At 54.5% G+C, this 24050-nt stretch carries 24 protein-coding genes; 12 read left to right on the top strand and 12 right to left on the bottom strand.

Going from position 1 to position 24050, the window contains the following annotated elements:
- Window positions 1-28 precede the first annotated feature (28 nt).
- Window positions 29-2317: a DUF1631 domain-containing protein gene (locus tag DOQ08_RS14510; protein ID WP_114335702.1), complete on the bottom strand. Its 2289-nt coding sequence runs from the start codon at window positions 2315-2317 to the stop codon at window positions 29-31.
- A 216-nt stretch (window positions 2318-2533) separates the two neighbouring features.
- Between DOQ08_RS14510 and nadC the strand changes: the two genes are divergently transcribed.
- Entirely contained in the window at window positions 2534-3373 is an 840-nt protein-coding gene (nadC, locus tag DOQ08_RS14515) for a carboxylating nicotinate-nucleotide diphosphorylase (protein ID WP_114335703.1), read from the top strand.
- Between the two features lie 15 nt (window positions 3374-3388).
- On the opposite strand, the gene DOQ08_RS14520 is transcribed toward nadC, so the two are convergent.
- The 5 genes from DOQ08_RS14520 to DOQ08_RS14540 are packed head-to-tail and all read right to left on the bottom strand — an operon-like array spanning window position 3389 to window position 7096.
- Window positions 3389-3724, bottom strand: a complete 336-nt coding sequence (locus DOQ08_RS14520) for a YqcC family protein (protein WP_114335765.1) — start codon at window positions 3722-3724, stop codon at window positions 3389-3391.
- Between the two features lie 14 nt (window positions 3725-3738).
- Window positions 3739-4536 (bottom strand): ParA family protein, encoded by a 798-nt coding sequence (locus DOQ08_RS14525; protein WP_114335704.1) that lies wholly within the window; start codon window positions 4534-4536, stop codon window positions 3739-3741.
- Between the two features lie 50 nt (window positions 4537-4586).
- Window positions 4587-5303, bottom strand: coding sequence for a DnaA regulatory inactivator Hda (gene hda, locus DOQ08_RS14530; protein WP_165823674.1), 717 nt, complete (start codon window positions 5301-5303; stop codon window positions 4587-4589).
- A complete protein-coding gene (locus tag DOQ08_RS14535) occupies window positions 5282-5842 on the bottom strand; it encodes a CDP-alcohol phosphatidyltransferase family protein (protein ID WP_114335705.1) in 561 nt (186 codons plus the stop codon). The genes hda and DOQ08_RS14535 overlap by 22 nt, the downstream gene beginning before the upstream one ends.
- Before the next feature lie 18 nt (window positions 5843-5860).
- Window positions 5861-7096, bottom strand: coding sequence for a DUF2066 domain-containing protein (locus DOQ08_RS14540; RefSeq protein ID WP_227537699.1), 1236 nt, complete (start codon window positions 7094-7096; stop codon window positions 5861-5863).
- 248 nt (window positions 7097-7344) lie between these two features.
- On the opposite strand from DOQ08_RS14540, the gene purM reads away from it, so the two are divergent.
- From purM to DOQ08_RS14555, 3 genes are all read left to right on the top strand, one after another.
- Window positions 7345-8403, top strand: a complete 1059-nt coding sequence (purM, locus tag DOQ08_RS14545; protein WP_114335707.1) for a phosphoribosylformylglycinamidine cyclo-ligase — start codon at window positions 7345-7347, stop codon at window positions 8401-8403.
- Window positions 8400-9062 carry a phosphoribosylglycinamide formyltransferase gene (gene purN / locus DOQ08_RS14550; RefSeq protein ID WP_114335708.1) on the top strand — a complete coding sequence of 221 codons (663 nt, stop codon included), beginning with the start codon at window positions 8400-8402 and terminating at the stop codon, window positions 9060-9062. Before purM ends, purN begins: the two co-directional genes overlap by 4 nt.
- Window positions 9063-9134: 72 nt before the next feature.
- Window positions 9135-9875, top strand: a complete 741-nt coding sequence (locus DOQ08_RS14555) for a DUF3108 domain-containing protein (RefSeq protein ID WP_114335709.1) — start codon at window positions 9135-9137, stop codon at window positions 9873-9875.
- On the opposite strand, the gene DOQ08_RS14560 is transcribed toward DOQ08_RS14555, so the two are convergent.
- From DOQ08_RS14560 to apbC, 4 genes are all read right to left on the bottom strand, one after another.
- Window positions 9866-11149, bottom strand: a complete 1284-nt coding sequence (locus DOQ08_RS14560; protein WP_114335710.1) for a valine--pyruvate transaminase — start codon at window positions 11147-11149, stop codon at window positions 9866-9868. The two genes, DOQ08_RS14555 and DOQ08_RS14560, sit on opposite strands and share 10 nt — an antisense overlap.
- A 62-nt stretch (window positions 11150-11211) precedes the next feature.
- Window positions 11212-11811, bottom strand: a complete 600-nt coding sequence (locus DOQ08_RS14565; protein ID WP_114335711.1) for a YjaG family protein — start codon at window positions 11809-11811, stop codon at window positions 11212-11214.
- A complete protein-coding gene (dcd, locus tag DOQ08_RS14570) occupies window positions 11808-12374 on the bottom strand; it encodes a dCTP deaminase (protein ID WP_114335712.1) in 567 nt (188 codons plus the stop codon). Before dcd ends, DOQ08_RS14565 begins: the two co-directional genes overlap by 4 nt.
- Before the next feature lie 303 nt (window positions 12375-12677).
- Window positions 12678-13778 (bottom strand): iron-sulfur cluster carrier protein ApbC, encoded by a 1101-nt coding sequence (gene apbC, locus DOQ08_RS14575; protein ID WP_114335713.1) that lies wholly within the window; start codon window positions 13776-13778, stop codon window positions 12678-12680.
- 178 nt (window positions 13779-13956) lie between these two features.
- Here apbC and metG point away from each other — a divergent pair, with 178 nt between their 5' ends.
- Genes metG through nth form a run of 8 tightly spaced genes read left to right on the top strand, consistent with a single transcriptional unit; the run spans window position 13957 to window position 22166 of the window.
- Complete coding sequence (gene metG / locus DOQ08_RS14580; protein WP_114335714.1) at window positions 13957-15990, top strand: methionine--tRNA ligase; 2034 nt, start codon at window positions 13957-13959, stop codon at window positions 15988-15990.
- Between the two features lie 25 nt (window positions 15991-16015).
- Window positions 16016-16597, top strand: coding sequence for an electron transport complex subunit RsxA (rsxA, locus tag DOQ08_RS14585; protein ID WP_114335715.1), 582 nt, complete (start codon window positions 16016-16018; stop codon window positions 16595-16597).
- Between the two features lie 12 nt (window positions 16598-16609).
- Window positions 16610-17182: an electron transport complex subunit RsxB gene (gene rsxB, locus DOQ08_RS14590; RefSeq protein ID WP_114335716.1), complete on the top strand. Its 573-nt coding sequence runs from the start codon at window positions 16610-16612 to the stop codon at window positions 17180-17182.
- Window positions 17182-18999, top strand: coding sequence for an electron transport complex subunit RsxC (gene rsxC / locus DOQ08_RS14595; protein WP_114335717.1), 1818 nt, complete (start codon window positions 17182-17184; stop codon window positions 18997-18999). Before rsxB ends, rsxC begins: the two co-directional genes overlap by 1 nt.
- Window positions 19000-19020: 21 nt before the next feature.
- Entirely contained in the window at window positions 19021-20079 is a 1059-nt protein-coding gene (gene rsxD / locus DOQ08_RS14600; RefSeq protein WP_114335718.1) for an electron transport complex subunit RsxD, read from the top strand.
- The gene (gene rsxG / locus DOQ08_RS14605; protein ID WP_114335719.1) at window positions 20076-20777 is read left to right on the top strand and encodes an electron transport complex subunit RsxG; all 702 of its coding nucleotides are present in this window, start codon (window positions 20076-20078) and stop codon (window positions 20775-20777) included. Before rsxD ends, rsxG begins: the two co-directional genes overlap by 4 nt.
- A gap of 2 nt (window positions 20778-20779) precedes the next feature.
- Window positions 20780-21496 carry an electron transport complex subunit E gene (locus DOQ08_RS14610; protein ID WP_114335720.1) on the top strand — a complete coding sequence of 239 codons (717 nt, stop codon included), beginning with the start codon at window positions 20780-20782 and terminating at the stop codon, window positions 21494-21496.
- 31 nt (window positions 21497-21527) lie between these two features.
- Complete coding sequence (gene nth, locus DOQ08_RS14615) at window positions 21528-22166, top strand: endonuclease III (RefSeq protein ID WP_114335721.1); 639 nt, start codon at window positions 21528-21530, stop codon at window positions 22164-22166.
- A gap of 78 nt (window positions 22167-22244) precedes the next feature.
- On the opposite strand, the gene DOQ08_RS14620 is transcribed toward nth, so the two are convergent.
- Together DOQ08_RS14620 and rpoS are read right to left on the bottom strand one after the other, a co-directional pair.
- The gene (locus DOQ08_RS14620) at window positions 22245-22820 is read right to left on the bottom strand and encodes a chalcone isomerase family protein (protein ID WP_114335722.1); all 576 of its coding nucleotides are present in this window, start codon (window positions 22818-22820) and stop codon (window positions 22245-22247) included.
- Between the two features lie 193 nt (window positions 22821-23013).
- A complete protein-coding gene (rpoS, locus tag DOQ08_RS14625) occupies window positions 23014-24009 on the bottom strand; it encodes an RNA polymerase sigma factor RpoS (RefSeq protein WP_114335723.1) in 996 nt (331 codons plus the stop codon).
- Window positions 24010-24050 lie beyond the last annotated feature (41 nt).

Raw genomic sequence — 24050 nt, forward strand, 5'->3', positions numbered from 1 at the left:
TGCCACGAATTACCACGCTACAACCACGTCAATCCTTTCGGTTTTGCCGCAGGTTATCGATAATGGACTCGAGCGCGCGATCGAAGATCAGACCATCGTCCAACAAGGTAATCGACTTTTCCTGCATCGCGCGGGCAAGCTCGTCACGAAAGTATTCGGCTACCTTCGCACCGTTACGATTAACAAAGATGTACTTCCCGGTCGCTTTAATGAACGCAGCCAGCTTACAACGAACCCTTGCATCATCTTTATTCAATTCCAACCAAGAACCCACGCTTAGCTGATCGGCCGCATCAAACCACTGTTGAGCAACTGTTGCCGACTCCTCCGCCAGCACAACCTGATCAACGATCTCAACCGAACCGTCCGAGCCATCCTCGCTCTCGCCGGGGTCAGATTGCTGCGCCACTTCGAAGTGTTCTTCACTTGCTGGTGGCGGCGGATCAATATCGACACACACATCGAATTCGACCTCTGCAAACTCGTCAACGTCGTCCGCCAACTCTGTAGGCGCAACTGGCGCGGTCACCAAATTCTGTAGAACATCAACATGCACCAATTCCAAATCCCGGATCACCGAATCGGTCGCAAAGGGATCCCAGGAAATTTCCTGCAGCGCTGATCTAAGCCCCTCAACCACAACCGGGATAGTCCTCAACAGATCCGAACGCGTATCAGTGGACACCGGTCGAGGATCAACACTCCATATCAGACGGCCAGCCAACTCACTGGCGGCAGCCCATGACGAGCTGTCCTCTCCATGACGCAATGCCACCCACTGAAGGTAACGTGACAGCGGGTCATGGATAATCTGCAAAACCGGCTCAGGAAGTTCGTGCTCTTCGGTATACTGGCGTATCAAATCAGCCGCAGTTTGCTGAGCCCGTTCATGCTTGGCCCGCCCCTCTTCTGCATCCCGGAGCCGCTGTTCCACCAGTTCTCTGCGGCGGCGATCAAGATCCATGAAATGACCGAAGTCTTTCACAAGCTCTTCGAACAGCCCGACATTCTCGTTATACTCAGACAACACACGCTCAACGACTTCTTCAATCTTGTCACGCAGCGGATCCCGCATGCCCGGCCGTTTCTCACTCCACCCTATGGCAGCCAAAGCCAACTCATTGAGCAGCTTGCGGACCGGATGTCCGCCACGGTTGAAAAAGTTTCGATCACTCAAGGCCACTTTAAGCACGGGTATTTGAAGCCGACCAATAAGCGCCTTCATTACCGGGTGCAATTGACGGTCTTCAAGAATAAATTCAAATAACATCGATACCAGGTTGATGACATCATTATCAACCCGCCCTAGCGAAGTGCTCTCTCCGTCCGCGGGTCCCAGTACAGGCTTTAACTGGTCCCGTAAAGGCACCGTCTGTCCACTCTGAACGCTCTGAGCAGATGACTGAAGCTGGCTCAACTGCAAGATCAACTGCTCTGTGTCTAATACCTTTGCTCCGGCTTTTTCCACCGGTGCGTCCTGATGATCGGCTTGATGCAGCAATGCGCTCAACTCACTTAACGTCGGCGTCACTTCCGCCTGATTGTACTGAGGTTCATGACTCTCATCCCCTTCTTGCCGGGCACTCTGTGACGCCGGCACTGAACGAGGCACGTTAGCACCGGCTCGTGGCGTTGATTTCATATCAGCCAAGACACCCTGCGCTATCAAGGTTTGATTGCAGGCTTGATAGAACGCTCCGAGTTGCTCCGTCAGCATCCGTTCGAATAGTTTCAGCACCACCAGTTTGGCGCGAATATCAATATCCAGATCACGACAGGCTTCTGCTATCGCCCCGCACAACACCTCGGGGCTCAAAGGTATCTGGGCATCGGTCAACGACAGGTCTGAAACGGTGTGACGAACCCTGGCGGCCAACAGGCTCAGCACTTCCGAATATCGATTTCGCAACCGGTTGGTCAGGTTATCCAGTGCAACCTGCTGCTCGAGATCCGCGTGATCCAACAGACTCAGTGAGTCTCGATCAAACTCCTCTAACGACTCGCTAGTATGAACGGGATTAAAACGCCCGAGCTCATTAAAGGCCTGGCTAATGTACTGAAGGATGGAAACAGTCATGGCCTTGCGCCGCAAACGCAGTTCGCGCATGGCATCAAAGTAGGAGGTCTGATCTTGGTTCGAGCCCGCCCTGTCAGCCAACTCAAATAAACTGTCATCGGCCTTTTCGAAGAATCCGGCGAGGACTGTCTTCAGAGCTTGGCCCGATGTATCGCGAAGTCGCACTAACGCAACGGGTAGCGAAAACTTGCCTACCGATGCTTGGCCACCCAAGTGAACGACCTTATTGTGCTGCGCCATGGAGTTGCTCCGTCCCAAACCTGTTAAACAATGTAAAACACGGTGTCACTACATCATATAGGCATTGCCTGTCACCTTCTGTCAGAATTTGTCACCTTTTGTTTACGCCGGAACTTCATCACATTACGCCGAGTTGCGCAGGGCATTTTGATTAAGCTCTCTCGCACAGTAGAATTGCTGCCCATCAATCAACATTCACTTTTCCGGAACTTCACCATGATCACCCCTGAACTGCTTCGACAGGCCCGCATTGAATCCGTTGCCCTAAGCCTCCGGGAAGACATCGGCGACGGCGACATCACCGCCATGCTGATCCCTGCTGATAAGCACGCTGTTGGCCGGGTTATTACTCGGGAGCCCGCTCGTCTGGCAGGCAAAGAGTGGGTGAACGAAGTGTTCCGGCAGGTAGACCCTGAGGTTAAGCTGGAATGGTTACACGACGATGGCGACCAACTGCAGGCGAACGACGTTATCTTTCGAATGTCAGGAAAGGCCCGCTCACTTCTGACCGCCGAACGATCCGCTCTTAACTGGCTCCAAATGCTCTCAGGTGTGGCAACTCAGTGTGCCCAGTTTGCGGCCAAAGTATCCCACACCAAGGTTCAACTGCTGGATACCCGAAAAACATTGCCCGGGTTGCGGCTTGCACAGAAATACGCAGTAACCTGCGGAGATTGCAATAACCATCGCATCGGCCTGTGGGATGCATTCCTGATCAAGGAAAACCACATTGCCGCCTGCGGCTCCATCGCGGCAGCTGTTGCAGAGGCGCATCGCATTGCTCCGGGCAAGCCGGTAGAAGTAGAAACGGAATCACTGGATGAGCTAAAGCAAGCTCTGGATGCCGGCGCTGACATCATTATGCTGGATGAGTTCTCGATGGCGGATATGAAGCAAGCGGTGGAATATGTTGCCGGGCGCGCAAAACTGGAAGCATCGGGAGGCATCAACGAGCAAACGCTGGTTCCCATTGCAGAAACCGGCGTCGACTACATTTCGATTGGCGCGCTCACCAAAGACGTGAAGGCCATCGACCTGTCTATGCGTCTGGACTAATCCAGACGCCCTTGCTCACTCCCCTGAGAGTAAGTTGTCCATGTGCGCCAAAGCCTGAATCAGCTTGGCGCCACTTTCACTGCGCCCGCGGAAATACTCCTCCGCCATCGGGGCAATGCCCGACACCGACGGCAACGGCTGCCCGGCTTCAAGCAGCAACTTCATACGTTCGACGAATACAAACTGCAGCCACTGCGTGAAGTTCATAGTATCCAGACAAAACGGCTGGGTACTTTCGAAGGCTTCCGGCGGCAGAGGCTGCTCTTGCCATACGCCTATGCTTCTAAGCTCCACTTCGATCTGAAGTAAACTGTCGGCAACATGACTTGCGTGTGCCCTGTTTTCCTTCATCGTCAATCGCCCCATCAATCTGCCAGCGGTTCCAATTCGACCGCTTCACCGTAAAGCACCCTGTACAAATCTTCGAACTGCTGCGTCAGCGCATGCTTGGGTGCCATATGGATCAGCGGTTTTCTAGCCTGATGAGATTCTTTCATTTTCACGGAGCTGGTCAAACGCACTGGCAGCACGGGCAAACCTTCTTCAATTAACTCCCGAACCAACTGCTTTGGCAGACTGGCTCTGGGCTGGAACTGGTTCGCAACAATACCTTCAACCACCAACTCTTCGTTATGATCTTCCTGAAGCTCACGAATCTCATGCAGGATGTTGTACAGCGCCTGGCGGGAGAAATCATCACAGTCGAACGGGATCAAGCAACGCTGCGCTGCAATCAAGGCGGATCGAGTGTAAAAATTGAGGGCCGGTGCCGTATCGATAAATATCTCATCAAAACTATCGCCCAGCTTTTTCAGAAACTCTCTCAGCTTGTAGATCTTGTGCTTGGCTTCGAGCTTACGCTCCAGGAAATCCAGCTCCGGGCTGGACGGCAGCACGAACAGGTTGTCAAAAGGCGTGGCATGAACAAATTCATCCGGGCGACGGGTGAACATGCTGAATGCAACGGTCTGTTCCAGCAGGTCTGCCACAGTATCCTTTAGTTCGGACGAGGCCTTACCCAACAGGTAATGCGTGGAGTTCCCTTGGGGGTCCAGATCAACAACCAGAGTCCGCTTTCCCCGGGCAGCGCTGATGGCCGCAAGATTACAGGTAATGCTGGACTTGCCCACACCACCTTTTTGGTTGAATACAACCCGTCTCATGTCGTCTCTCCAATCGTCATTGTAGTTTTGAGTTCATTGTTATTGTGCCGCTACCAATCCATCACCGTTTTTACGAAAGGGATGGTCAAGCGCCGCTGAGCTTGCAACGAGTTTTCGTCCAGAGTGTCCAGAATAGCCAGCAGATCACCGAGCTTCCGTGGCGCACGCCGCATGATAAAGGTGGCCACGTCGTCGCTCACCACTAAACCACGCTGCTCGGCTCTGGCCATCAGTACGTGCATGCGGTCTTCATCCCGGTACCGGCCCAATTGAAGCAACAAACCGTGGGACAAACGTGACACCAGATCTGGCAAACCAAACGGTGTAGACGCGGGCACTTCCGACATGCTCACGAGCAGCAGTCCTCCGCGGTCCATCACCCGGTTGTAGAGGTGGAAAATCGCCTCTTCCCAATCGGCCTTGCCGGCGATCTTGTCGAGATCATCCAGACATAGCAACGGGTGTACATCGAGGCCATCCAGCGCATCCGGACCAAAAGGCAGCAGTTCGCCAATACTGATACACACACCGGCTCGGCCAAACTGGTCGGTTTTATTGCAGGCCGCCTGCAACAGATGGCTCTTGCCGGTATCGGAAGCACCGCAAATCACCACCACAGGAAGCCCCTGCGGCGCATCACAGATTGCTTCCAGACGGCGAGCAGCTTCGCGATTCCTGTCACCGTGGAAATTATCGAAACGAGCGTCATCCCTGAGTTTGACCCCGAGGATCATCTGAGACGGTATCACGACCGCTTTGCCCTCCATGCCCGCACACCCCAAACCAACACGTAATGGCCACCGCTAAATATTGCGGAAACAGCAACAACCCAGATACTGGCGGTTAGGATCCAGGGTTCCATCGACAATCCAGCCATAAGAATGATGATCAACAAGGCGGCCAGAATTTGGATAAAGGTATTCATCTTGCCCGGTATACTCGGCTCCATTTCGAAACGCCCTACGCCGTAATGGAACGCAAGCCCTCCGCACACAATAATCAAATCACGCCCCAGCACCAAGGCGAATAACCAAACGGGCAGCACGTTGGTAATCGTCAACATCAAATAGGTTGTGATCAGCAGCGCTTTGTCGGCAAGAGGATCTGCAATCGCACCAAGCCGGCTTTTCCAGTTAAACGAACGGGCCAGAAAGCCATCGATCGCATCCGTCAGCGCAGCTACCACAAAGATTACCAGCGCATGGCGGTACCCACCGTCAAGCAAGGCACCGGCGAACGGAATGATCAGTACGATCCGCAAAAACGTCAGTGCATTGGGTATCCAACGCCACTGCTGCGATCTCACGTATTAGTCTCCGTCAGTTTATGAGTTGCTGCCACCACGCCCCGGAGCGCTCTGCCAACGGTAGTAAAGCACTTCGTAGAGAGACTCGAAGGCATCAGCCGCGTCTTGTTCATCACCTTCCGGCAAAGACTGATAGGCAGGGCCGGAAGCATCTGAAGATTGCGCGCCACCTTCTTGCCCTTCCTGATCAGCGGGAGCGGTTGACTGCACCTCTTCCGCTGTTTCTACGATTGTCGCCTTATCATCAGCGGTCTGGACAATAAAACGCGGGTCCAGAGCGATGTATTCTCGCAACTGATTCAACTCACCCGAAAATGCTACCTCCAGCGTCAAACGTTCACCCCGGATGCGCGATGCGCCAACAGCGCGCACTGGCGTCATACTTTCAAGCGCCTTCACCACGTTGCCGTAATCTGCCAACGACGTCACACCATCCAACACCACGTCAACCGCCGGAGAATCGGCCACATTGCCAGCGGAAACCGCATAACGGCTGGCATAAAGCTCTGCCCACTGATCGACTACTTTGGTTGCCAGCTCTGCAGGCGTGCCCGCACTCGCTGAACGCTCACTGGCATCCAATCCCATACCTTGAAATACCCAGCCCGCACGCCACTGTCCGCCTGACCGGCTGATGCGCATCAAGGTGATCATATCGTATGCTTGCCCTTCCGATGCCTTTTCAATCCGGTCTACAAACTGGCCCCACAGATCGGATAAAAGCGCACGGTCGCCAGAGAACTGCTCGCCCGGAAAAACCATCGGCAACCCGCGCTCAGATGCGGCTGCGATAAAATGGTCGTGCCATTCACCAGCGCCGCCCGCTTGAGACGATTCGCTCTTTCCGGTGATCAACTGGCGCTGACCTCGATCTTCAACGGCAATCCAAGCCAGTGTCAGCGGACGATTCGCACCCCACACCGGTGCATTCAAAGCCGCAAGCGCACGGTTAACGCCTACCGCACCAAAACTCATCTGCATTCGGCTTTGGCTCTCGCTCTGCCCTACCTGGTACGACAATACCAACGATTCTGCGTTGGCCAAAAGCTCATCGACACCGTCAAGCGCCAGAACATCCCGGCTACCCGAGACACGAACCAGAACTTCACGCAGCCCGGCCTCGTATCCGGCCTTTACACTCGAGCTGCTGGTACCTGAAATTGGCACATCGGCATTATAAAGCCCGGTTATTGTGACTGCTGTCGCCGGCGCTGCTACAAACAAGGCGCACACCATTGTGATTGCTACGAGCACTGCCCGCTTCATTCTTGCTGAATACCCGTTGACTGAATTCGTCATGTAGATGTAGCACCCTGCCGTTCCCATGAATGGCGCACAGGATACACCATCGCCTGTCAGCTGAGTAGCAAGCCAGCCACCGCTCTACGTGATAACCGTAGATTAACTAACGAATAGTGGCCGTATCGAGGAATAGCAGTTGGACCCCCCGTGCGCACCTGTTAAAATCCGCGGCCAGACCCACAGTCCAATGGTTATTTTCCATGAGCGAACAGAAGCCCTCCCTCACCTACCGCGATGCGGGTGTTGATATTGATGCCGGCAACGAGCTGGTTAACCGAATTAAGAGCACCGCGGCCAAAACCCGCCGCCCCGAAGTCCTCGGCGGCCTAGGTGGTTTTGGTGCCATGGTGTCCATTCCAGCCGGCTATAAAGAGCCCGTACTGGTTTCAGGCACCGACGGCGTAGGCACCAAGCTTCGCCTCGCCATGCAGCTCGAAAAACACGACACCATCGGCATCGATCTGGTTGCCATGTGCGTGAACGACCTGATCGTTGGTGGCGCCGAGCCTCTGTTCTTCCTGGATTATTACGCCACGGGCAAACTCAACGTAGACATCGCAGCCAATGTTGTTGAAGGCATCGGCAAAGGCTGCGAGCTTTCTGGCTGCGCACTGGTAGGCGGCGAAACCGCTGAAATGCCTGGCATGTACGAAGGCGATGACTACGACCTCGCCGGCTTCTGCGTGGGCGTTGTCGAGCGTGAAAATATTCTTGACGGCAGCCGCGTTCAGTCCGGCGACGTACTGCTGGCCCTTGGCTCGTCAGGACCGCACTCGAACGGCTACTCGCTGATTCGCAAAATCATCGAAGTAAGCAATGCCGACTTGAGCCAGCCCATGGGCGACACCACTCTGGCTGACGCTCTTATGGCTCCGACTCGCATCTATGTGAAGAATCTTCTCAAGCTGATTCGTGACGTAGACGTTCGCGCCATGTCACACATCACCGGCGGCGGACTGCCTGAAAACATTCCCCGCGTTCTGCCAGACAACACGGTTGCCGCAATCGATACGGAAAGCTGGGAATTGCCCCCAGTATTCCAGTGGCTGAAAGACGCCGGCGGCGTAGCGGCAGAAGAAATGTACCGCACTTTTAACTGTGGCATTGGCATGATCGTTTGCGTTCCTGAAGATCAAAAAGATCTGGCGATCGACACACTGAATGCGATGGGTGAAACCGTATGGCAGGTCGGTGTCATCGAGAGCGCAGAGAATGCAACCTCAGCCGTTCGTTACGCGCCAGGGCTGCTTAAAGCATGATGGCAGACCCAGCGCCGCTACCGAAAATTGTTGTTCTGGCCTCAGGCAGCGGAACCAATCTGCAAGCTCTGATCGAAGCCACCCGGGAACGGGATTTCCCGGGGGAAATCATTGCTGTCGGGTGCAATCGTCCCGGTGCATTTGCACTGGAGCGCGCAGCTCAAGCCAACATCCCCACCTTCGTCATTGATCATACGAAGTCGGATTCACGGGAGGCTTTCGATGCCTCCCTGATGGCTGAGCTGCACCGGCACAATCCGGACGTTATCGTACTCGCCGGATTCATGCGCATCCTGACTCCCGATTTCGTTCGCGCTTTCCGGGGCCGAATGCTGAACATTCACCCTTCCCTTCTGCCGGCTTACACCGGCCTGAACACGCACAAACGCGTGCTGGAAGCCGGCGACAAAGTTCACGGTGTTTCCATTCACTTCGTGACAGAAGAGCTGGACGGCGGCCCCGTTATCGCGCAATCCGAAATTGCGGTGAACCCCGATGACACCCCCGAAACTCTGGCCGAGCGTGTTCAGCAACAGGAGCACATGCTCTATCCAATTGTTCTGCGCTGGTTCTGCGAAGGGCGCATTCAGCTCTCCGCTAATGGCGTGCAATTCGACGGAACATTACTCCCGAAACCCATGCGCCTCGCCGACAGCTGAACAGATTGTCATCCTCACTTAGCCAAGGAACGGCTAGACTGTCATAAGCACAGACTGGGAAGAGGCCATTGGATGCAACGCTACATAACGCCAAGTAAGATTATTTCGCTACTCGCGGGGCTTGTATTTTCCAGTCTCGCGGTGAGCGCCTCAACAGATAGCTCCGCCAAATCCGAGCTATCGCCATACGAAGCCAGCTACACAGCGTCCATGTCTAAAGGGGTGAGCCTGAACGGCCAAGGCATTCGCACACTCACCGATCAGGGCAATAACGTGTGGCTATACCGCACCGACGTTGACTCCTTTATCGCCGATATCAACGAATCCCTCATTTTTAAATGGGAAGACGGCCACGTTATCCCTTTACGCTATCGCTATAGTCTGTCCGGCTTTTTGATCAAAGACCGAAAACAGTCGATCGACTTCAACTGGCAAGAAGGCATAGCTACCGGAAAATACCGCGGCAAATCGTTTAAAGTAGAACTAGAGGAAGGCACGCTGGACCCTCTGGGCTACCAACTGCAACTGCATCAGGACTTGAAGGCAGGGAAGCGAGACATCACCTACCGTGTGCTGGACAAAGGGGATTACGACACCGATCGTTTTGCCGTTATTTCCGAAGAAAGCCTGAGCGACCGCGGCCGTACGATGAAAACCCTGAAAGCCGAAAAGGTGCGTGAAGAAGACTCAAAACGCCAAACCTTGATGTGGTTTGATCCGGAGCAAAACTACCTCCTGGCCCGCCTGCTTCAGGTCGAGCCAGATGGCAGCGAGTACGAGTTACGATTAAAAGATGCGCGGGTTCAGGACTGACCCGAAGCAGGCTGCTCTGCCCACACTGCCTTTACCTCGTCAGCGATGATACGCAGGCCATTAGCCACCTGCTCATCATCCTGCGAGTACGTCACCCTCAGACACTCGTGGCGATGCTTCCAGTCATCATCCGGCAAGCCGGGGAAGAAATAGTGCCCGGACACCACCAGCACCCCACGCTCTTTCAACCGCTGGTATAGCTCCAGGCTTGAAATCGGCAAATCCGGGAACCACAACCAAAGGAACATTGCCCCTTCCGGCTTGTGGATGTACCAGCGGCAACTGTCTTCGCCCATCGCCACCCGAAATGCCTCAACCGCTCGTTCCATTTTTGCTTTGTAGAACGGGCAAATCACTTCGCGACTCAGCGAGAGTATTTCACCGGATTTAACCAACGGTTCCGCCAGCATAGCCCCGAAACTACCCGTTGCCAGGTTCATGATGGCATTGATACCCGACAACGCTTTGATAACCGGCTCCGAGGCAATCACGATGCCGGTACGTGCGGCCGGCAAACCCAGCTTGGACAAGCTGAGGCAAAGGATGATTTGCTCGTTCCAGGTGGGCTTGGCGTCCACGAACAGCAAGCTCGGGAAAGGCGTGCCGTAGGCACCATCCACAATCAACGGAATGTCGTGCTCGCGGGCCATTCCCTCAAGCCTCGCCAATTCCTCATCGGTAATGACGTTACCGGTGGGGTTGGTAGGACGCGACACACAGATAGCACCAGTTTCACCGGTTACTTCAACGGCATCGAAATCCACTCGATATTTGAACTCGTGCGCATCAGTAAATGAAATGTCAGGCTGCACAGCATGGAATAGGTCTTGATCAATACCCGCATCGGCATAGCCAATGTATTCCGGTGCCAAAGGCAACAATATGTGTTTGCGCTGTCCGTTTCCGTATTCGCCGCCAAACATGTTGAACAACATGAAGAAGGCCGCCTGACTGCCATTGGTCAGCGCAATGTTCTCAGGCTTAAGCCCCCACCCGTATTCCTCATTCAACAGATCGGCTAGCGAGGCTATGAACTGCTTTTCGCCCTGAGGGGGATCATAAATGCCGACCAAACGGCGCACCTGATTTTCGTCGGTGGCCATTTCAGCCAGAATCTCTTGCACTCTCTGCTGAACTTCAGGAATGTGCCCGGGGTTGCCACCCCCCATCATGATCATGTCCTCACCGGACGCCATGGCATTCCCCAGGTCATCCATCAGAGAGGTGATGCCGGCATCGGCGGTGAACTTACGACCAAAAGCAGAGAGTTTCATGTCTCTTATCCGTTTAAAAGCATTTAGGAGGTTTATAAGAATGCTACTGCGGACTGCGGCAATCAGGTATCGAGGGGGATACCCAGATTGCTGACACCTTCGTTAGAGGCATCATTGCGCAGTTCTTCGATGAAGTCTTCACTCGGCACGCGCTGGCGCTTTAGAGCGAGCACGGTGTCGCGCTGGAAGATTTTGTCTTCTTTAAGCAAGGGATGCTGCTCGAACAATCGGATCAGCTCGTCGTCGTCCATCCCCTCGCCTTCCGACATTTCCACGAAATCCATGACGGTTTTGGTGGCCAGCTGAGACGCTTCTGTAGCTCGGTGCTTGTTCGGGTTCAGCCGATTCAGCAAAGCCTGCTCAAGCAGCTGACAGAAGTCGAAGGCGGGGTATACGCCATAGGCGTCGAATTCATCGACGTTCGGGCTGAGCGTTTCGAGCTTGCTGAGCAGTTGCGGGATCGCGGCTTCGGAGGTATCAAGCTGCAGGGTTCCCCAGGCAAGATCGAGCAGTTGGCGCATTTTGCCACCGCTTTTCATGCCTACTGCATCTGCGAACAGGGCGTAGTTGGGGAAGGCGCGCTCGGCCAGGGCAAGCAGGTAGGCGCATTCGCGCCAGCCTTGCAGTTGTGAAACGGCTTTCAAAAACTGGTTGGCGTTCATGTCCGCGGCAGGGTCACGCCTGTCTGGCCAAGGTATTTTCCGCCACGGTCTTTGTAGCTGGTTTCGCACATTTCGTCAGATTCGAAGAACAGCATCTGTGCCACACCTTCGTTGGCGTAGATTTTCGCTGGCAGGTTGGTGGTGTTGGAGAATTCCAAGGTCACCTGGCCTTCCCATTCGGGTTCCAGCGGGGTTACGTTTACGATGATGCCGCAACGTGCATAGGTGCTTTTGCCGAGGCAGATGGTGAGCACGCTTCTCGGTATGCGGAAGTATTCAACAGTGCGCGCCAGTGCGAAGCTGTTCGGCGGGATGATGCACACGTCGCTGGTGATGTTGACGAAGCTGTTTTCGTCGAAGTTTTTCGGGTCTACGGTGGCGCTATGTACGTTGGTGAAGATTTTGAATTCGTTGCTGCAACGTACGTCGTATCCGTAGCTTGAGGTGCCGTAGGAGATGACGCGGCCGTTTTCGTTTTCACGAACTTGCCCGGCTTCGAAGGGTTCGATCATGCCGTGCTCTTCGGACATCCGGCGGATCCACTTATCGGACTTTATGCTCATGGGGAATTCTCGTTTCCAGCTGGGAAAAATTGGGGCGTAGTTTACCTTGTCCTTGGGGTTGTGTCGAAGGCTTGGGCGTTTATCAGTCACGCTTTTGGATTTGCTGATCTCAGCTGCGAGAGCGGCCTTGTCAAAAGATCGAACTCAGGCGACTGCGGCATCGGGCACGCCTTCCAAAAACCGCTACTAGCACATCCATGTGCGCTTCTCTTCGGCCATCCATGGCCTACGACATTTTTGGAAGGCGTGCCCGATGCCGCGATCAAACGTTTGTAAAAGCCGCCCTGCAGAACCGTTTATTCGTTATGGCTCAACGACTGAGACACTGGAAATCGTTCCACCTAGATTCCGTTCCCTCGTGGACAGCTCCGCACCTACCCTGCGAGCAATATCGCGGTAGCGGCGTGCCACTTCGGAATCCGGTTCGGCAACGACGGTTGGCGAACCGCTGTCGGTTTGTTCGCGGATGGTCATATGCAGGGGCAGCTGGCCCAGCAGTGTGGTGTCGTATTCTTCCGCGATGCGTGCGCCGCCTTCGCAGCCGAACAAGTGTTCTTCGTGGCCGCAGTTGCTGCAGATGTGGACGCTCATGTTTTCGATCACGCCGATCACTGGGATGTCCACTTTGCGGAACATTTCGATGCCTTTTTTGCCGTCCAGCAAGGCGATGTCTTGCGGGGTGGTGACGATGACGGTGCCGGTGACCGGGACTTTTTGGCCGAGGGTGAGCTGGATGTCGCCGGTGCCCGGTGGCATGTCTACTACCAGATAATCGAGCTCATCCCATAGGGTTTGTTGGAGTAGCTGCATGACGGCGCCACTGACCATGGGGCCGCGCCAGGCCATGGGGGTCTTGTCGGTGGTGACGAAGGCCATGGAGTTGGCTTGCAGACCGTGGGCCTGCATGGGTACGAAGTATTTGTTTTCGCGTACGTCCGGGCGTTTGCCTTCGGGTACGCCGAGCATCATGCCGATGCTGGGGCCGTATATGTCGGCATCCAGGATTCCGACTCGCGCGCCTTCGGCGTGCAGGGCCAAGGCCAGGTTGACCGCGGTGGTGGATTTTCCGACGCCGCCTTTGCCGGAGGCCACGGCGATGATGTTTTTCACGCCGGGGACGGAGGCAATGTCTTTGTTGATTTTGCAGGCGTGGATTTTTTGGGCCACGTGCACTTCGGCGCTCTCGACGCCGTCAACGAATTCAATGGCATTGGCGACGATTTGTTTCAAGCCGCCAGCAATGCCCTTTGAGGGGTATGGCAGCTCCACCATCAAGGTGACATTTCCCTGCTCGTCTGCCGTTAGGTTTTTCACGGCGCCCAGCTCAAAAAGGTCTTTGTTCAGGTATGGGTCACGGTATTCGCGTACGGCGTCTTCGAGTGCCTTTTGGGGGATCTGGGTCATCGGGGTCTCCGGAATAAGCTTATCACCCTGAATGCAGGTGAAAATTGATGGCTTGGAAGGTATCATCTGTGGCCGTTTCTGACCATATGGGGTCTTCGTCTGGAACAATCAATTCTGATTGTCTTCAAAACCCTGTTTGGCTTTCCACCCCGTATCAACATAAGGTTCGGACATCACCATGACGCAAGCGAGCAATCAACAGCGCGATATTCTGGTTACCAGCGCTCTGCCCTACGCCAACGGGCCCATTCATCTCGGGCACCTGCTGGAATACATTCAGACTGATATCTGGGTGCGCTACCAGAAAATGCGTGGCCACAACTGCTATTACGTTTGCGCCGACGATGCCCACGGTACCGCCATCATGCTGCGGGCCGAACGTGAGGGCATTACGCCTGAGCAGTTGATTGACCGGATTCGCCAGGAGCATCAGGAAGATTTTTCTGATTTCCACATCCAGTTCGACAACTATTACTCGACCCATTCGGAAGAAAACCAATATTTCTCCGAGTATATCTACCGTCAGATTCAAGCCAACGGCAACATTGCCACTCGCAAGATCAAGCAGTTCTTTGATCCCGAGAAAGAGATGTTTCTGGCCGACCGCTTCATCAAGGGTACCTGCCCGAAATGCAAAACGGACGACCAGTACGGCGATAACTGTGAAGCCTGCGGCGCCACTTACACGCCAGCAGAGCTGATTAACCCGCGCTCAGCCGTTTCCGGCGCCACGCCGGTCGAGAAAGAGTCCGAGCATTACTTCTTCAAACTGCCGGAATTCCATGATTTCCTGAGCAAGTGGACTCGCAGTGGCGCACTGCAGCCGCAAGTGGCCAACAAGCTGGCCGAATGGCTGGATGCAGGCCTTCAGGAATGGGACATCAGCCGCGATGCGCCTTACTTCGGTTTTGAAATTCCGGACGCGCCGGGCAAGTTCTTCTATGTGTGGCTGGACGCGCCAATTGGCTATCTAGCCAGCTTCAAGAACCTGTGCAACCGTGAAGGCATCGACTTCGAACACTTCTGGAAAAAAGATTCCACCGCTGAGGTTTACCACTTCATCGGCAAGGACATCATTAATTTCCACGCACTGTTCTGGCCGTCCATGCTTCACGATGCCGGTTTCCGCACGCCAACTGCGGTTTGGGCGCACGGCTTTGTGACCGTTAACGGTAAGAAGATGTCGAAATCTCGCGGCACCTTCATCATGGCTCGCACCTATCTGGATCATCTGAACCCGGAATATCTGCGCTATTACTTCGCCGCCAAGCTTACCGGTGGTGTTGATGATATGGACTTGAACCTTGAAGACTTCGCAGCGCGTGTGAATTCCGACCTTGTGGGCAAGGTGGTGAATATCGCCAGCCGCAGCGCCGGGTTCATCACTAAACGTTTCGATGGTCAGCTCGGCCAAGTTACTGAGCAGGAAAAACTGCAAGAATTCATCGACGCTGGCGAGCAAATTGCCGAGTTCTATGAATCCCGTGAGTTTGGTCGCGCCATGCGCCGGATCATGGAGCTGGCAGACATCGCTAACCAGTACGTGAACGACGAACAGCCGTGGATCATTGCCAAGCAGGAAGGTCAAGACGACAAACTGCAGGCGATCTGCACCAATGCCATCAATATGTTCCGTTTATTGATGACATATCTGTCGCCGGTATTGCCAAAAACCGCTCAGGCTTCTGCATCGTTCCTGAACGATCGCCTGACCTGGAATGAGCGTGCGAACCTGTTGGAAAATCACAGCATCGATAAGTTCAAACCTCTGATGAGCCGCGTCGATATGGCTCACGTTGAGAAGATGCTGGAGGCCTCCAAGGAAGAAATGCCGGCCGCTACCGGTCAGCAGCAGGCACCCGCGTCTGATCTGGAACCTATCGCGGATGAAATCGAATTCGGCGATTTCGCGAAGGTCGATCTGCGAGTGGTGAAAATCGTCAAGGCCGAGCATGTGGAAGGTGCCGACAAGCTTCTTCGACTGACTCTTGATGTGGGACATGGCGAGCGAAACGTGTTTGCAGGTATTAAGTCTGCCTACAAACCGGAAGAACTCGAAGGCCGCCTGACCGTGATGGTTGCCAACCTTGAGCCACGCAAGATGAAATTCGGCATGTCCGAAGGCATGGTTCTGGCGGCTGGGCCCGGCGGTAAAGACATTTTTATTCTGTCCCCCGATTCCGGCGCGACGCCGGGCATGCGGGTGATGTAAGCAGCAACAGGCAGAGACGCTCCCGATGACAGAGTATTTGCTTATTTTGGTCAGCACGATCCTGGTAAACAACTTCGTGCTGGTTCAGTTCCTCGGGCTATGCCCTTTCATGGGGGTTTCCGGAAAACTGGAAACCGCCATGGGCATGTCGCTGGCAACTACCTTTGTGCTGACGCTGGCGTCTGTGTGCAGCTATTTGGCTTACACCTACTTGCTGGAGCCACTGGACCTCGCCTTTTTGCGCACCATCACCTTCATTCTGGTGATTGCTGTTGTCGTTCAGTTCACGGAAATGGTTGTGCGCAAAACCAGCCCTTTGCTGTATCGGGTACTCGGCATCTTCTTGCCGTTGATCACCACCAACTGTGCGGTATTGGGTGTTGCTCTGCTTAACATCAATAAGAACAACAACTTTATAGAATCTGTTCTATACGGTTTCGGCGCGGCCGCCGGTTTTTCTATGGTACTGGTGCTGTTTGCAGCAATGCGTGAACGCATCGCTGTGTCGGATGTCCCCGTTGTGTTTCGCGGAGCTTCGATCGGCCTGATCACCGCTGGCCTCATGGCACTGGCATTCCTGGGCTTTACTGGCCTGGTTGCGGTTTAAGGAGCGCGCATCATGTGGATTAGCTTCCTGATTGCCGTTGCCGTGCTGCTAGCATTAGCGCTGGTGTTTGGCGGGCTGCTTGGCTTTGCTTCTGAGCGATTCAAAGTCGAAGGCAACCCTCTGGTCGATCAGATCGACTCCCTGTTACCTCAAACTCAATGCGGCCAGTGTGGCTATCCGGGCTGTCGCCCCTATGCCGACGCTATCGCCGACGGTGATGCCATCAACAAATGCCCCCCGGGCGGCGAAAGCACGATAAAAGCTCTGGCTGATCTGCTCGACGTTGAGCCTCAGCCGCTTGATGCCGAACACGGTGCCGAGCAAGCTGTGCGAGTCGCCGTTATCCGGGAAGACGAATGTATCGGATGTACTAAGTGCATTCAGGCGTGTCCGGTTGATGCCATCCTGGGTGCTGCGAAACACATGCACACGGTGATCGAAAGCGAATGCACAGGCTGCGACCTGTGCGTGGAGCCTTGCCCGGTTGATTGCATTGACATGGTCACCGTTGAACCGGATATCCGTACCTGGACACCGCCCGCACCAGACATCATTGCCACTGACCGCCAGGGAGCCACCGTCTGATGAGCCAGTTGTGGGATTTTTCAGGCGGCATTCATCCGCCCGAAAACAAAATTCAATCCACCCGCCGCCCCATCCGGACAGCGGGTATTCCTGAACGCCTGATTCTACCTCTGCAACAGCACATCGGCGCGCAGACGGAAGCTATGGTCAACGTGGGCGACCGGGTTCTTAAAGGCCAAAAGCTTGCCGATGTGACGGCAGGTATGGGTGTACCGGTTCATGCACCAACCTCCGGAACCATCCAGGCTATTGAACTCCATCCCGTCCCCCACGCTTCCGGCATGTCGGATCTTTGCGTCATTCTGCAGCCGGACGGCAAAGATGAATGGGCAGAATTGCACCCCGTTGAGAACTACCAGAAACTCGACCGCGAAGAGGTGCTGCATCTCATCCGTGAGGCGGGTATAGCGGGCATGGGTGGCGCGGGCTTCCCGACGACCATCAAATTAAGACCACCCCGCGACCGTAAAGTCGAAACGCTGATTCTCAATGGTGCGGAATGCGAGCCGTACATCACAGCCGATGACATGACCATGCGCGAGCACGCCGCCGAAGTGGTGTCGGGCATGCAAATTATGGCTTGGATTCTCCGCCCGTCTCGCTGTGTTATTGGCATCGAAGACAATAAGCCCGAAGCGATTGCTGCCCTGCGCGAAGCGATACAAGGCACCCAAATTGAAGTCACGGTTATCCCGACCAAATACCCTTCTGGCGGTGAAAAACAACTGGTCCAGATCCTGACGGGCTTGGAAGTTCCAAGCGGCGGCATACCAGCTGATATTGGCGTGATGTGCCAGAACGTCGGTACCGCCGTGGCGGTTTCGCGAGCGATCTATGAAGGCAAACCGCTGATTTCCCGCATCGTCACCATCACCGGTGACGCAGTTCGGGAAGCCGGCAATTTCGACACCTTGCTCGGCACTCCGGTCAGCGCGCTGCTATCCGAAGCTGGCTTGCAGTCGAATTTGCTTAACCGGTTGGTGCAAGGTGGCCCAATGATGGGTTACACACTCACCACCGACGCGGTTCCGATCGTAAAAACATCGAACTGTGTGATCGCGGCTACAGCACAAGAGCTGCAGACTCCTCCGCCCGAGCAGCCCTGTATTCGCTGCGGCGAATGCGCACAAGCATGCCCGATGGAACTGCTGCCTCAACAGCTGTTCTGGTACTCGAAGGCGGAAGAGTTCGAGAAAGCCGAGCACCTTAACCTGTTCGATTGTATCGAATGCGGCGCTTGCTCTTACGTTTGCCCAAGTTCGATTCCCTTGGTGCAGTACTACCGTTTTGCCAAAGGCGAAATTCGGACACAGCGGGAAGAACAGCTCAAATCCGACCGGGCGAGAGAGCGGTTCGAAGCTCGCCAGGCACGCCTTGAGCGGGAGCAGCAAGAGAAAGAACAGCGCCGCAAAGAACGAGCAAAAGCTGCCGCCGAAGCCCAGGCCAAAAAGAAGGCCGAAGCCGAACAGACCGCCGCTGAGGGCGAGGCCGTTGACGACCGTGCAGCGAAAGCGGCTTTGGTGCAACAGGCGCTGGAGCGCAAAAAGGCCAAAGCAGCCCAAACGAAGGCAGAGCCCGTCGCGACTCAGGAACAACCCGACATCGAAGCTTTGGAGAAACAGGTGATCCAAGCCGAAGCCAAGCTGAATACGATGCAAGGGATGCTGGACGAAGCAAAAGCTCAACAAGCCGATAACGTAGACAAGCTGGAGCGCGCGGTTGCCAAAAACCATGACCGGGTCAAACGGGCAAAAGACGCACTCGCCGAAGCTCGTAAACAAATCCCGGCTGAACCCGAAACTCCATCGTCCGAGTAACTTATTTCAGGCTGATCGTTCATGGCATTAATTCAACAGTCTTCACCGCACGCCCACAAAGCTCGCCCAACCTCCCGCGTGATGCTTTGGGTCATTCTGGCGGCGCTCCCGGGCTTGCTCGCCCAGACTTTGTTCTTTGGCTGGGGCAATCTGATCAACGTGATTTGGTGCGTGGCATTGGCCATGGCCACCGAAGCCTTGATTCTGAAGCTCCGCAACAAGCCCGTTGGTTTTTTCCTGCGTGACAATACCGCCGCTGTAACCGGCCTGTTACTGGGTTTGTCCCTGCCTCAGCTCGCGCCTTGGTGGGTTTCGGCCGTTGCCGTTATTACCGCTATTGTCGTGGCAAAACAGCTATATGGCGGGCTTGGTTCGAATCCCTTCAACCCGGCCATGGTAGGTTACGCTCTGGTGCTGGTGTCCTTTCCGGTGGCCATGACCACAAACTGGGCCCAGCCTGCCAGCCTTTGGGCTGGCGCGCCCGGATTCAGTGAGACGCTCTCAACGATTTTTTCCGCCAGCCAAACCGCTATCGATGGCTGGACCATGGCGACACCATTGGATGAGTACAAGCACAAAATTGCCACTCACACCGCCGCCGAAGTGCTGAAACACCCTACCTTCGGTGAACAAATCGCCCGCGGCTGGGAATGGGTTAATCTGGCATTCCTCCTTGGCGGGTTGATGCTTATCGGGTTGAAAATCATTACCTGGCACATTCCGGTAGCCTTCCTTGCAGGCATTGGCATTATGAGTTTGGCGTTTGGCAGCAATGCGGACCAGTACGCCCCGCTGCAACTGCATCTATTGGCGGGTGGCACCATGCTCGGCGCGTTTTTCATTGCCACCGACCCTGTCTCTGCCGCCACCAGTCATCAAGGCAAGCTGATTTACGGTGCCAGCATCGGGGTTCTGATCTATCTGATCCGAACCTGGGGCAACTACCCGGATGCGGTCGCTTTCAGCGTGCTTCTAATGAACTTTGCGGTGCCGTTTATCGATCATTACACACCGCCGCGCACCTACGGCCACCACAAGGCCCGTCGCGGTTTGCCCAGTAAGAACGGAGCCAAGTCATGAACGCAATGATGACCTCCATTCGCCGTAGCGCTATTGGCTTGGGCCTGTTTGCTGTCATTACGGGCGGAACCATCGCGCTGACCCAAGGCATTACTAAAGACCGGATTATTGAACAAGCCGAGCGCGCAGAAGCCAAAGCGCTGTTCGAAATCATCCCGGAAAACCAGCACGATAACGACCTGCTGAAAGATGTGGTGACGCTGCCCTCCAATGCCCAGCAACCTAATCAGGAACCTGTATTTGTCTGGGTCGCCCGGCGCGACGGTCAGCCAGTAGGGATCATCATGCCTACTTCAGCTCCGGATGGTTACTCGGGTGAGATACGCTTGCTGGTAGGCATCGATATGAACGGCGAAGTTTTAGGCGTTCGGGTGACCAACCACCGGGAAACACCGGGTCTGGGGGATCGAATCGAAACCCGTAAATCAGACTGGGTTTACAATTTTGAAGGACGTTCCCTGGGCAATCCACGCCCCAAACTCTGGAATGTCAAAAAGAATGGCGGTGTCTTCGACCAGTTCACCGGTGCCACCATTACCCCGCGGGCTATCGTGAAAGCCGTTCAGAGATCGCTCATCTACTTCCAGAAAAACCGGCAAGAAATCCGCGAGCGCTTGAACGAAGCACCACCTGGCAACCCTAAAACGCAGCGGCCCGAAGTCATTGCGGGTGAGCTCAACTCTGCGGAGCATTCGTGACTATGGCCACTAAAACTTCCTCCGAGATCATCAAAGACGGCCTCTGGACCAACAACCCTGCCTTGGTTCAGGTGCTCGGCCTATGCCCTCTGTTGGCCGTCACCAGCACGGTCGTTAACGCCATTGGTTTGGGCCTTGCGACCTTACTCGTACTGATTGGATCCAACCTGTCGGTGTCCCTGATCCGTAACTTTGTTGGCGAGTCTGTTCGCCTCCCGGCTTTCGTAATGATCATCGCCTCGTTCGTAACCTGCGCGGAATTGCTGATGCAGGCATTCACCTACGAGCTGTATCAAATTCTCGGCATATTCATTCCCCTGATTGTCACCAACTGCGCCATCCTGGGACGTGCCGATGCTTTTGCCTCCAAAAACGCTCCTCTACCGTCACTTCTTGACGGTGCGATGATGGGTTTGGGCTTTTTGCTGGTGCTGATTGTCCTTGGCGGTATGCGGGAGTTACTCGGCCAAGGCACACTGTTTGCAGACATGCACTTGCTACTTGGCCCCGAGGCGGCAAACTGGACCATTCGCCCTTTCGAGCAATACCCTGACATGCTGTTTATGGTACTGCCGCCAGGCGCATTCGTTGGCTTAGGGCTTCTGATTGCTCTTAAGAATGGCATTGATCAGCGCATGCAAGAAAGGCGACTCGCTGCTGCACCCAAGCAAGCCGAAGCAGGCAGTAAACGGGTTCGCGTAACGGGCAGTATTTCCTAATTCTTGTGCAGGGCTCCATTTCAGGAAGATCATGAACAAAGATAAGCGCATCGAAATTTTCACCCGACTCAGGGACGAAAACCCGAACCCGACAACGGAGCTAAACTATAGCTCCCCCTTCGAGTTGTTGATTGCGGTTATTCTCTCGGCACAGGCCACAGACGTTGGCGTGAACAAAGCCACCGATAAACTTTATCCGGTGGCGAACACGCCAGAGGCTATTTACGCGCTCGGCGTAGACGGACTGAAGGAATACATTAAAACCATCGGCCTGTTTAACAGCAAAGCCGAAAACGTGATCAAGACCTGTAAGATCCTGATCGAGAAACACAACAGCGAAGTACCCGACAATCGCGAAGACCTTGAGGCTTTACCCGGTGTCGGCCGGAAGACCGCCAATGTGGTACTGAACACCGCGTTCCGGCAACCTGCGATGGCTGTAGACACCCACATTTTCCGTGTCTCCAATCGCACAGGTATAGCGCCTGGTAAAAACGTACTGGAAGTTGAAAAACGACTGATGCGGCTGGTTCCGAAAGAGTTTTTGATGGATGCGCACCATTGGCTCATTCTGCACGGCCGATACACCTGCGTCGCCCGAAAACCAAAATGTGGTGCCTGTCTGATTGAAGATCTTTGCGAATTTAAACAAAAGCGAGATTACCAATAAACGGTGTAATACCTTATCTCAGGCACAAAAAAACCGGCAGCAGCCGGTTTTTTTGTGCCTGAGATACCTGAGTCCTACTTAGCTCTTGCCAAGCATTTTTGCTTTCAGGTCTTTCTGGGCGGGCTCATCTGACAACCAAATGCCAAACAACGCTTTCTTGAACTCAAAGTCACCCACGGTGTCTTTCTGTTCGCCATTCTTAAACACCTGAACACCGCTATCAGGTACATACACCAATTCAAAAACATCGCCCTCTTTGATTTCGTCCTTGAACACGGCCAAGAACTGGTCAACATCGGCTTGAATAGAAGACAGATCGCCGTCGGTTGCTGCCTTGAAACCGTCCATCGTTGCCTCAGTCATGCGATCGCTCGTGATCATGCCCGAGGTGATATGCAAAGCAATGGCTTGCGGCTCATCAGCATTGATTACCGCGCTACCATCGCTAACCTTATTTTGAACGTATAGGCCACCTACGTAGAGGTCCATAAACCATTTCGAGCGAGTGCCTGCACCATTCAACTGAAGCTCCTGACCCGCTGCGGTGTAGGTATCCGGAATATCAACTCCGGCTACTTCAAGAGCGTGCACGGGCGTTACTAATGCCCCGGCCAAAAGCAAAGAGGCAAATCCTGTTGTAAGAGTCTTCTTCATCGTCCTTTCCTTCAATCGTTATTGTCGAATGCGTTTTGTCTCGAGGCCCACACCCGGCCTACAACCGAGACCACATTCTAGCAACGAAGCTGAACCGATCAGCGGCACCTGGTTCTCATTTGCTGGTGCCCATAAATGAAAAACCGGCCATGTTTCCATGGCCGGCTTCTTGTCGCCGCAGATCGAGCGCAACCTATTCGAACAACAGGTTACTAGAAAGACCTTCTTTTTCAAGGATTTCTCTTAAACGGCGCAGGGCCTCAACTTGAATCTGACGGACACGCTCTCGTGTCAGACCAATCTCCTGCCCCACTTCTTCCAAAGTACTGATCGGATAACCACGCAGACCGAAACGGCGTGACAACACTTCCTGTTGCTTGTCACTCAGCTGGTCTATCCAATTCTCGAGACACGAACTCATGTTGTTGTCTTGCAACACATCAGCCGGGTCGGACGCACCTTCATCGGCCACGGTATCCAAAAGCGATTTGTCACTTCCGGCACCAAGAGGCGTATCCATGGAAGCCACCCGCTCGTTAAGCCCCAAAAGGCGCTTAACGTCTTTGACCGGCTTATCCACTAGCTGGGCGATGTCTTCAGCCGTTGGTTCGTGATCCAGCTTTTGCGTGAGCTCTCGCGCGGCGCGCAGATACAGGTTCAATTCTTTAACCACGTGGATAGGCAAGCGAATCGTTCGAGTCTGGTTCATGATCGCCCGCTCGATCGTCTGGCGAATCCACCAGGTGGCATACGTTGAAAAACGGAACCCACGCTCCGGGTCGAATTTTTCAACGGCCCTAATAAGGCCCAGGTTACCTTCTTCGATTAAATCAAGAAGTGTGAGCCCGCGATTAACATAGCGTCGGGCAATTTTAACCACCAGCCGCAAATTGCTTTCAATCATGCGTTTGCGACCAGACTCCTCCCCCTTTCGGGCCAGGCGTGCAAAGTACACTTCTTCTTCTGGGGTCAGTAGAGGGGAAAAACCAATTTCATTAAGGTACAGCTGAGTTGCGTCTAGCTGTTTCTGGGAAGCAAGGTACTTCCCGCGGTATGTAAGGTCATCTTCTTTATCGGCTGCCGATTTGGTAGCTGGCGCTTTGCCGGGCTTACCCTCGGTCAACATCGACTCATCCAATTCGTCTACTTCTGCTACGCGATCAATGACGTCTTCTTGTTCTAGTGACATGATGCATCCCGCCTCTCAATAATCCTGTGATCGCCCAAAAC

Source organism: Marinobacter litoralis (genome assembly GCF_003336705.1).
Classification (GTDB): Bacteria; Pseudomonadota; Gammaproteobacteria; order Pseudomonadales; family Oleiphilaceae; genus Marinobacter; species Marinobacter litoralis.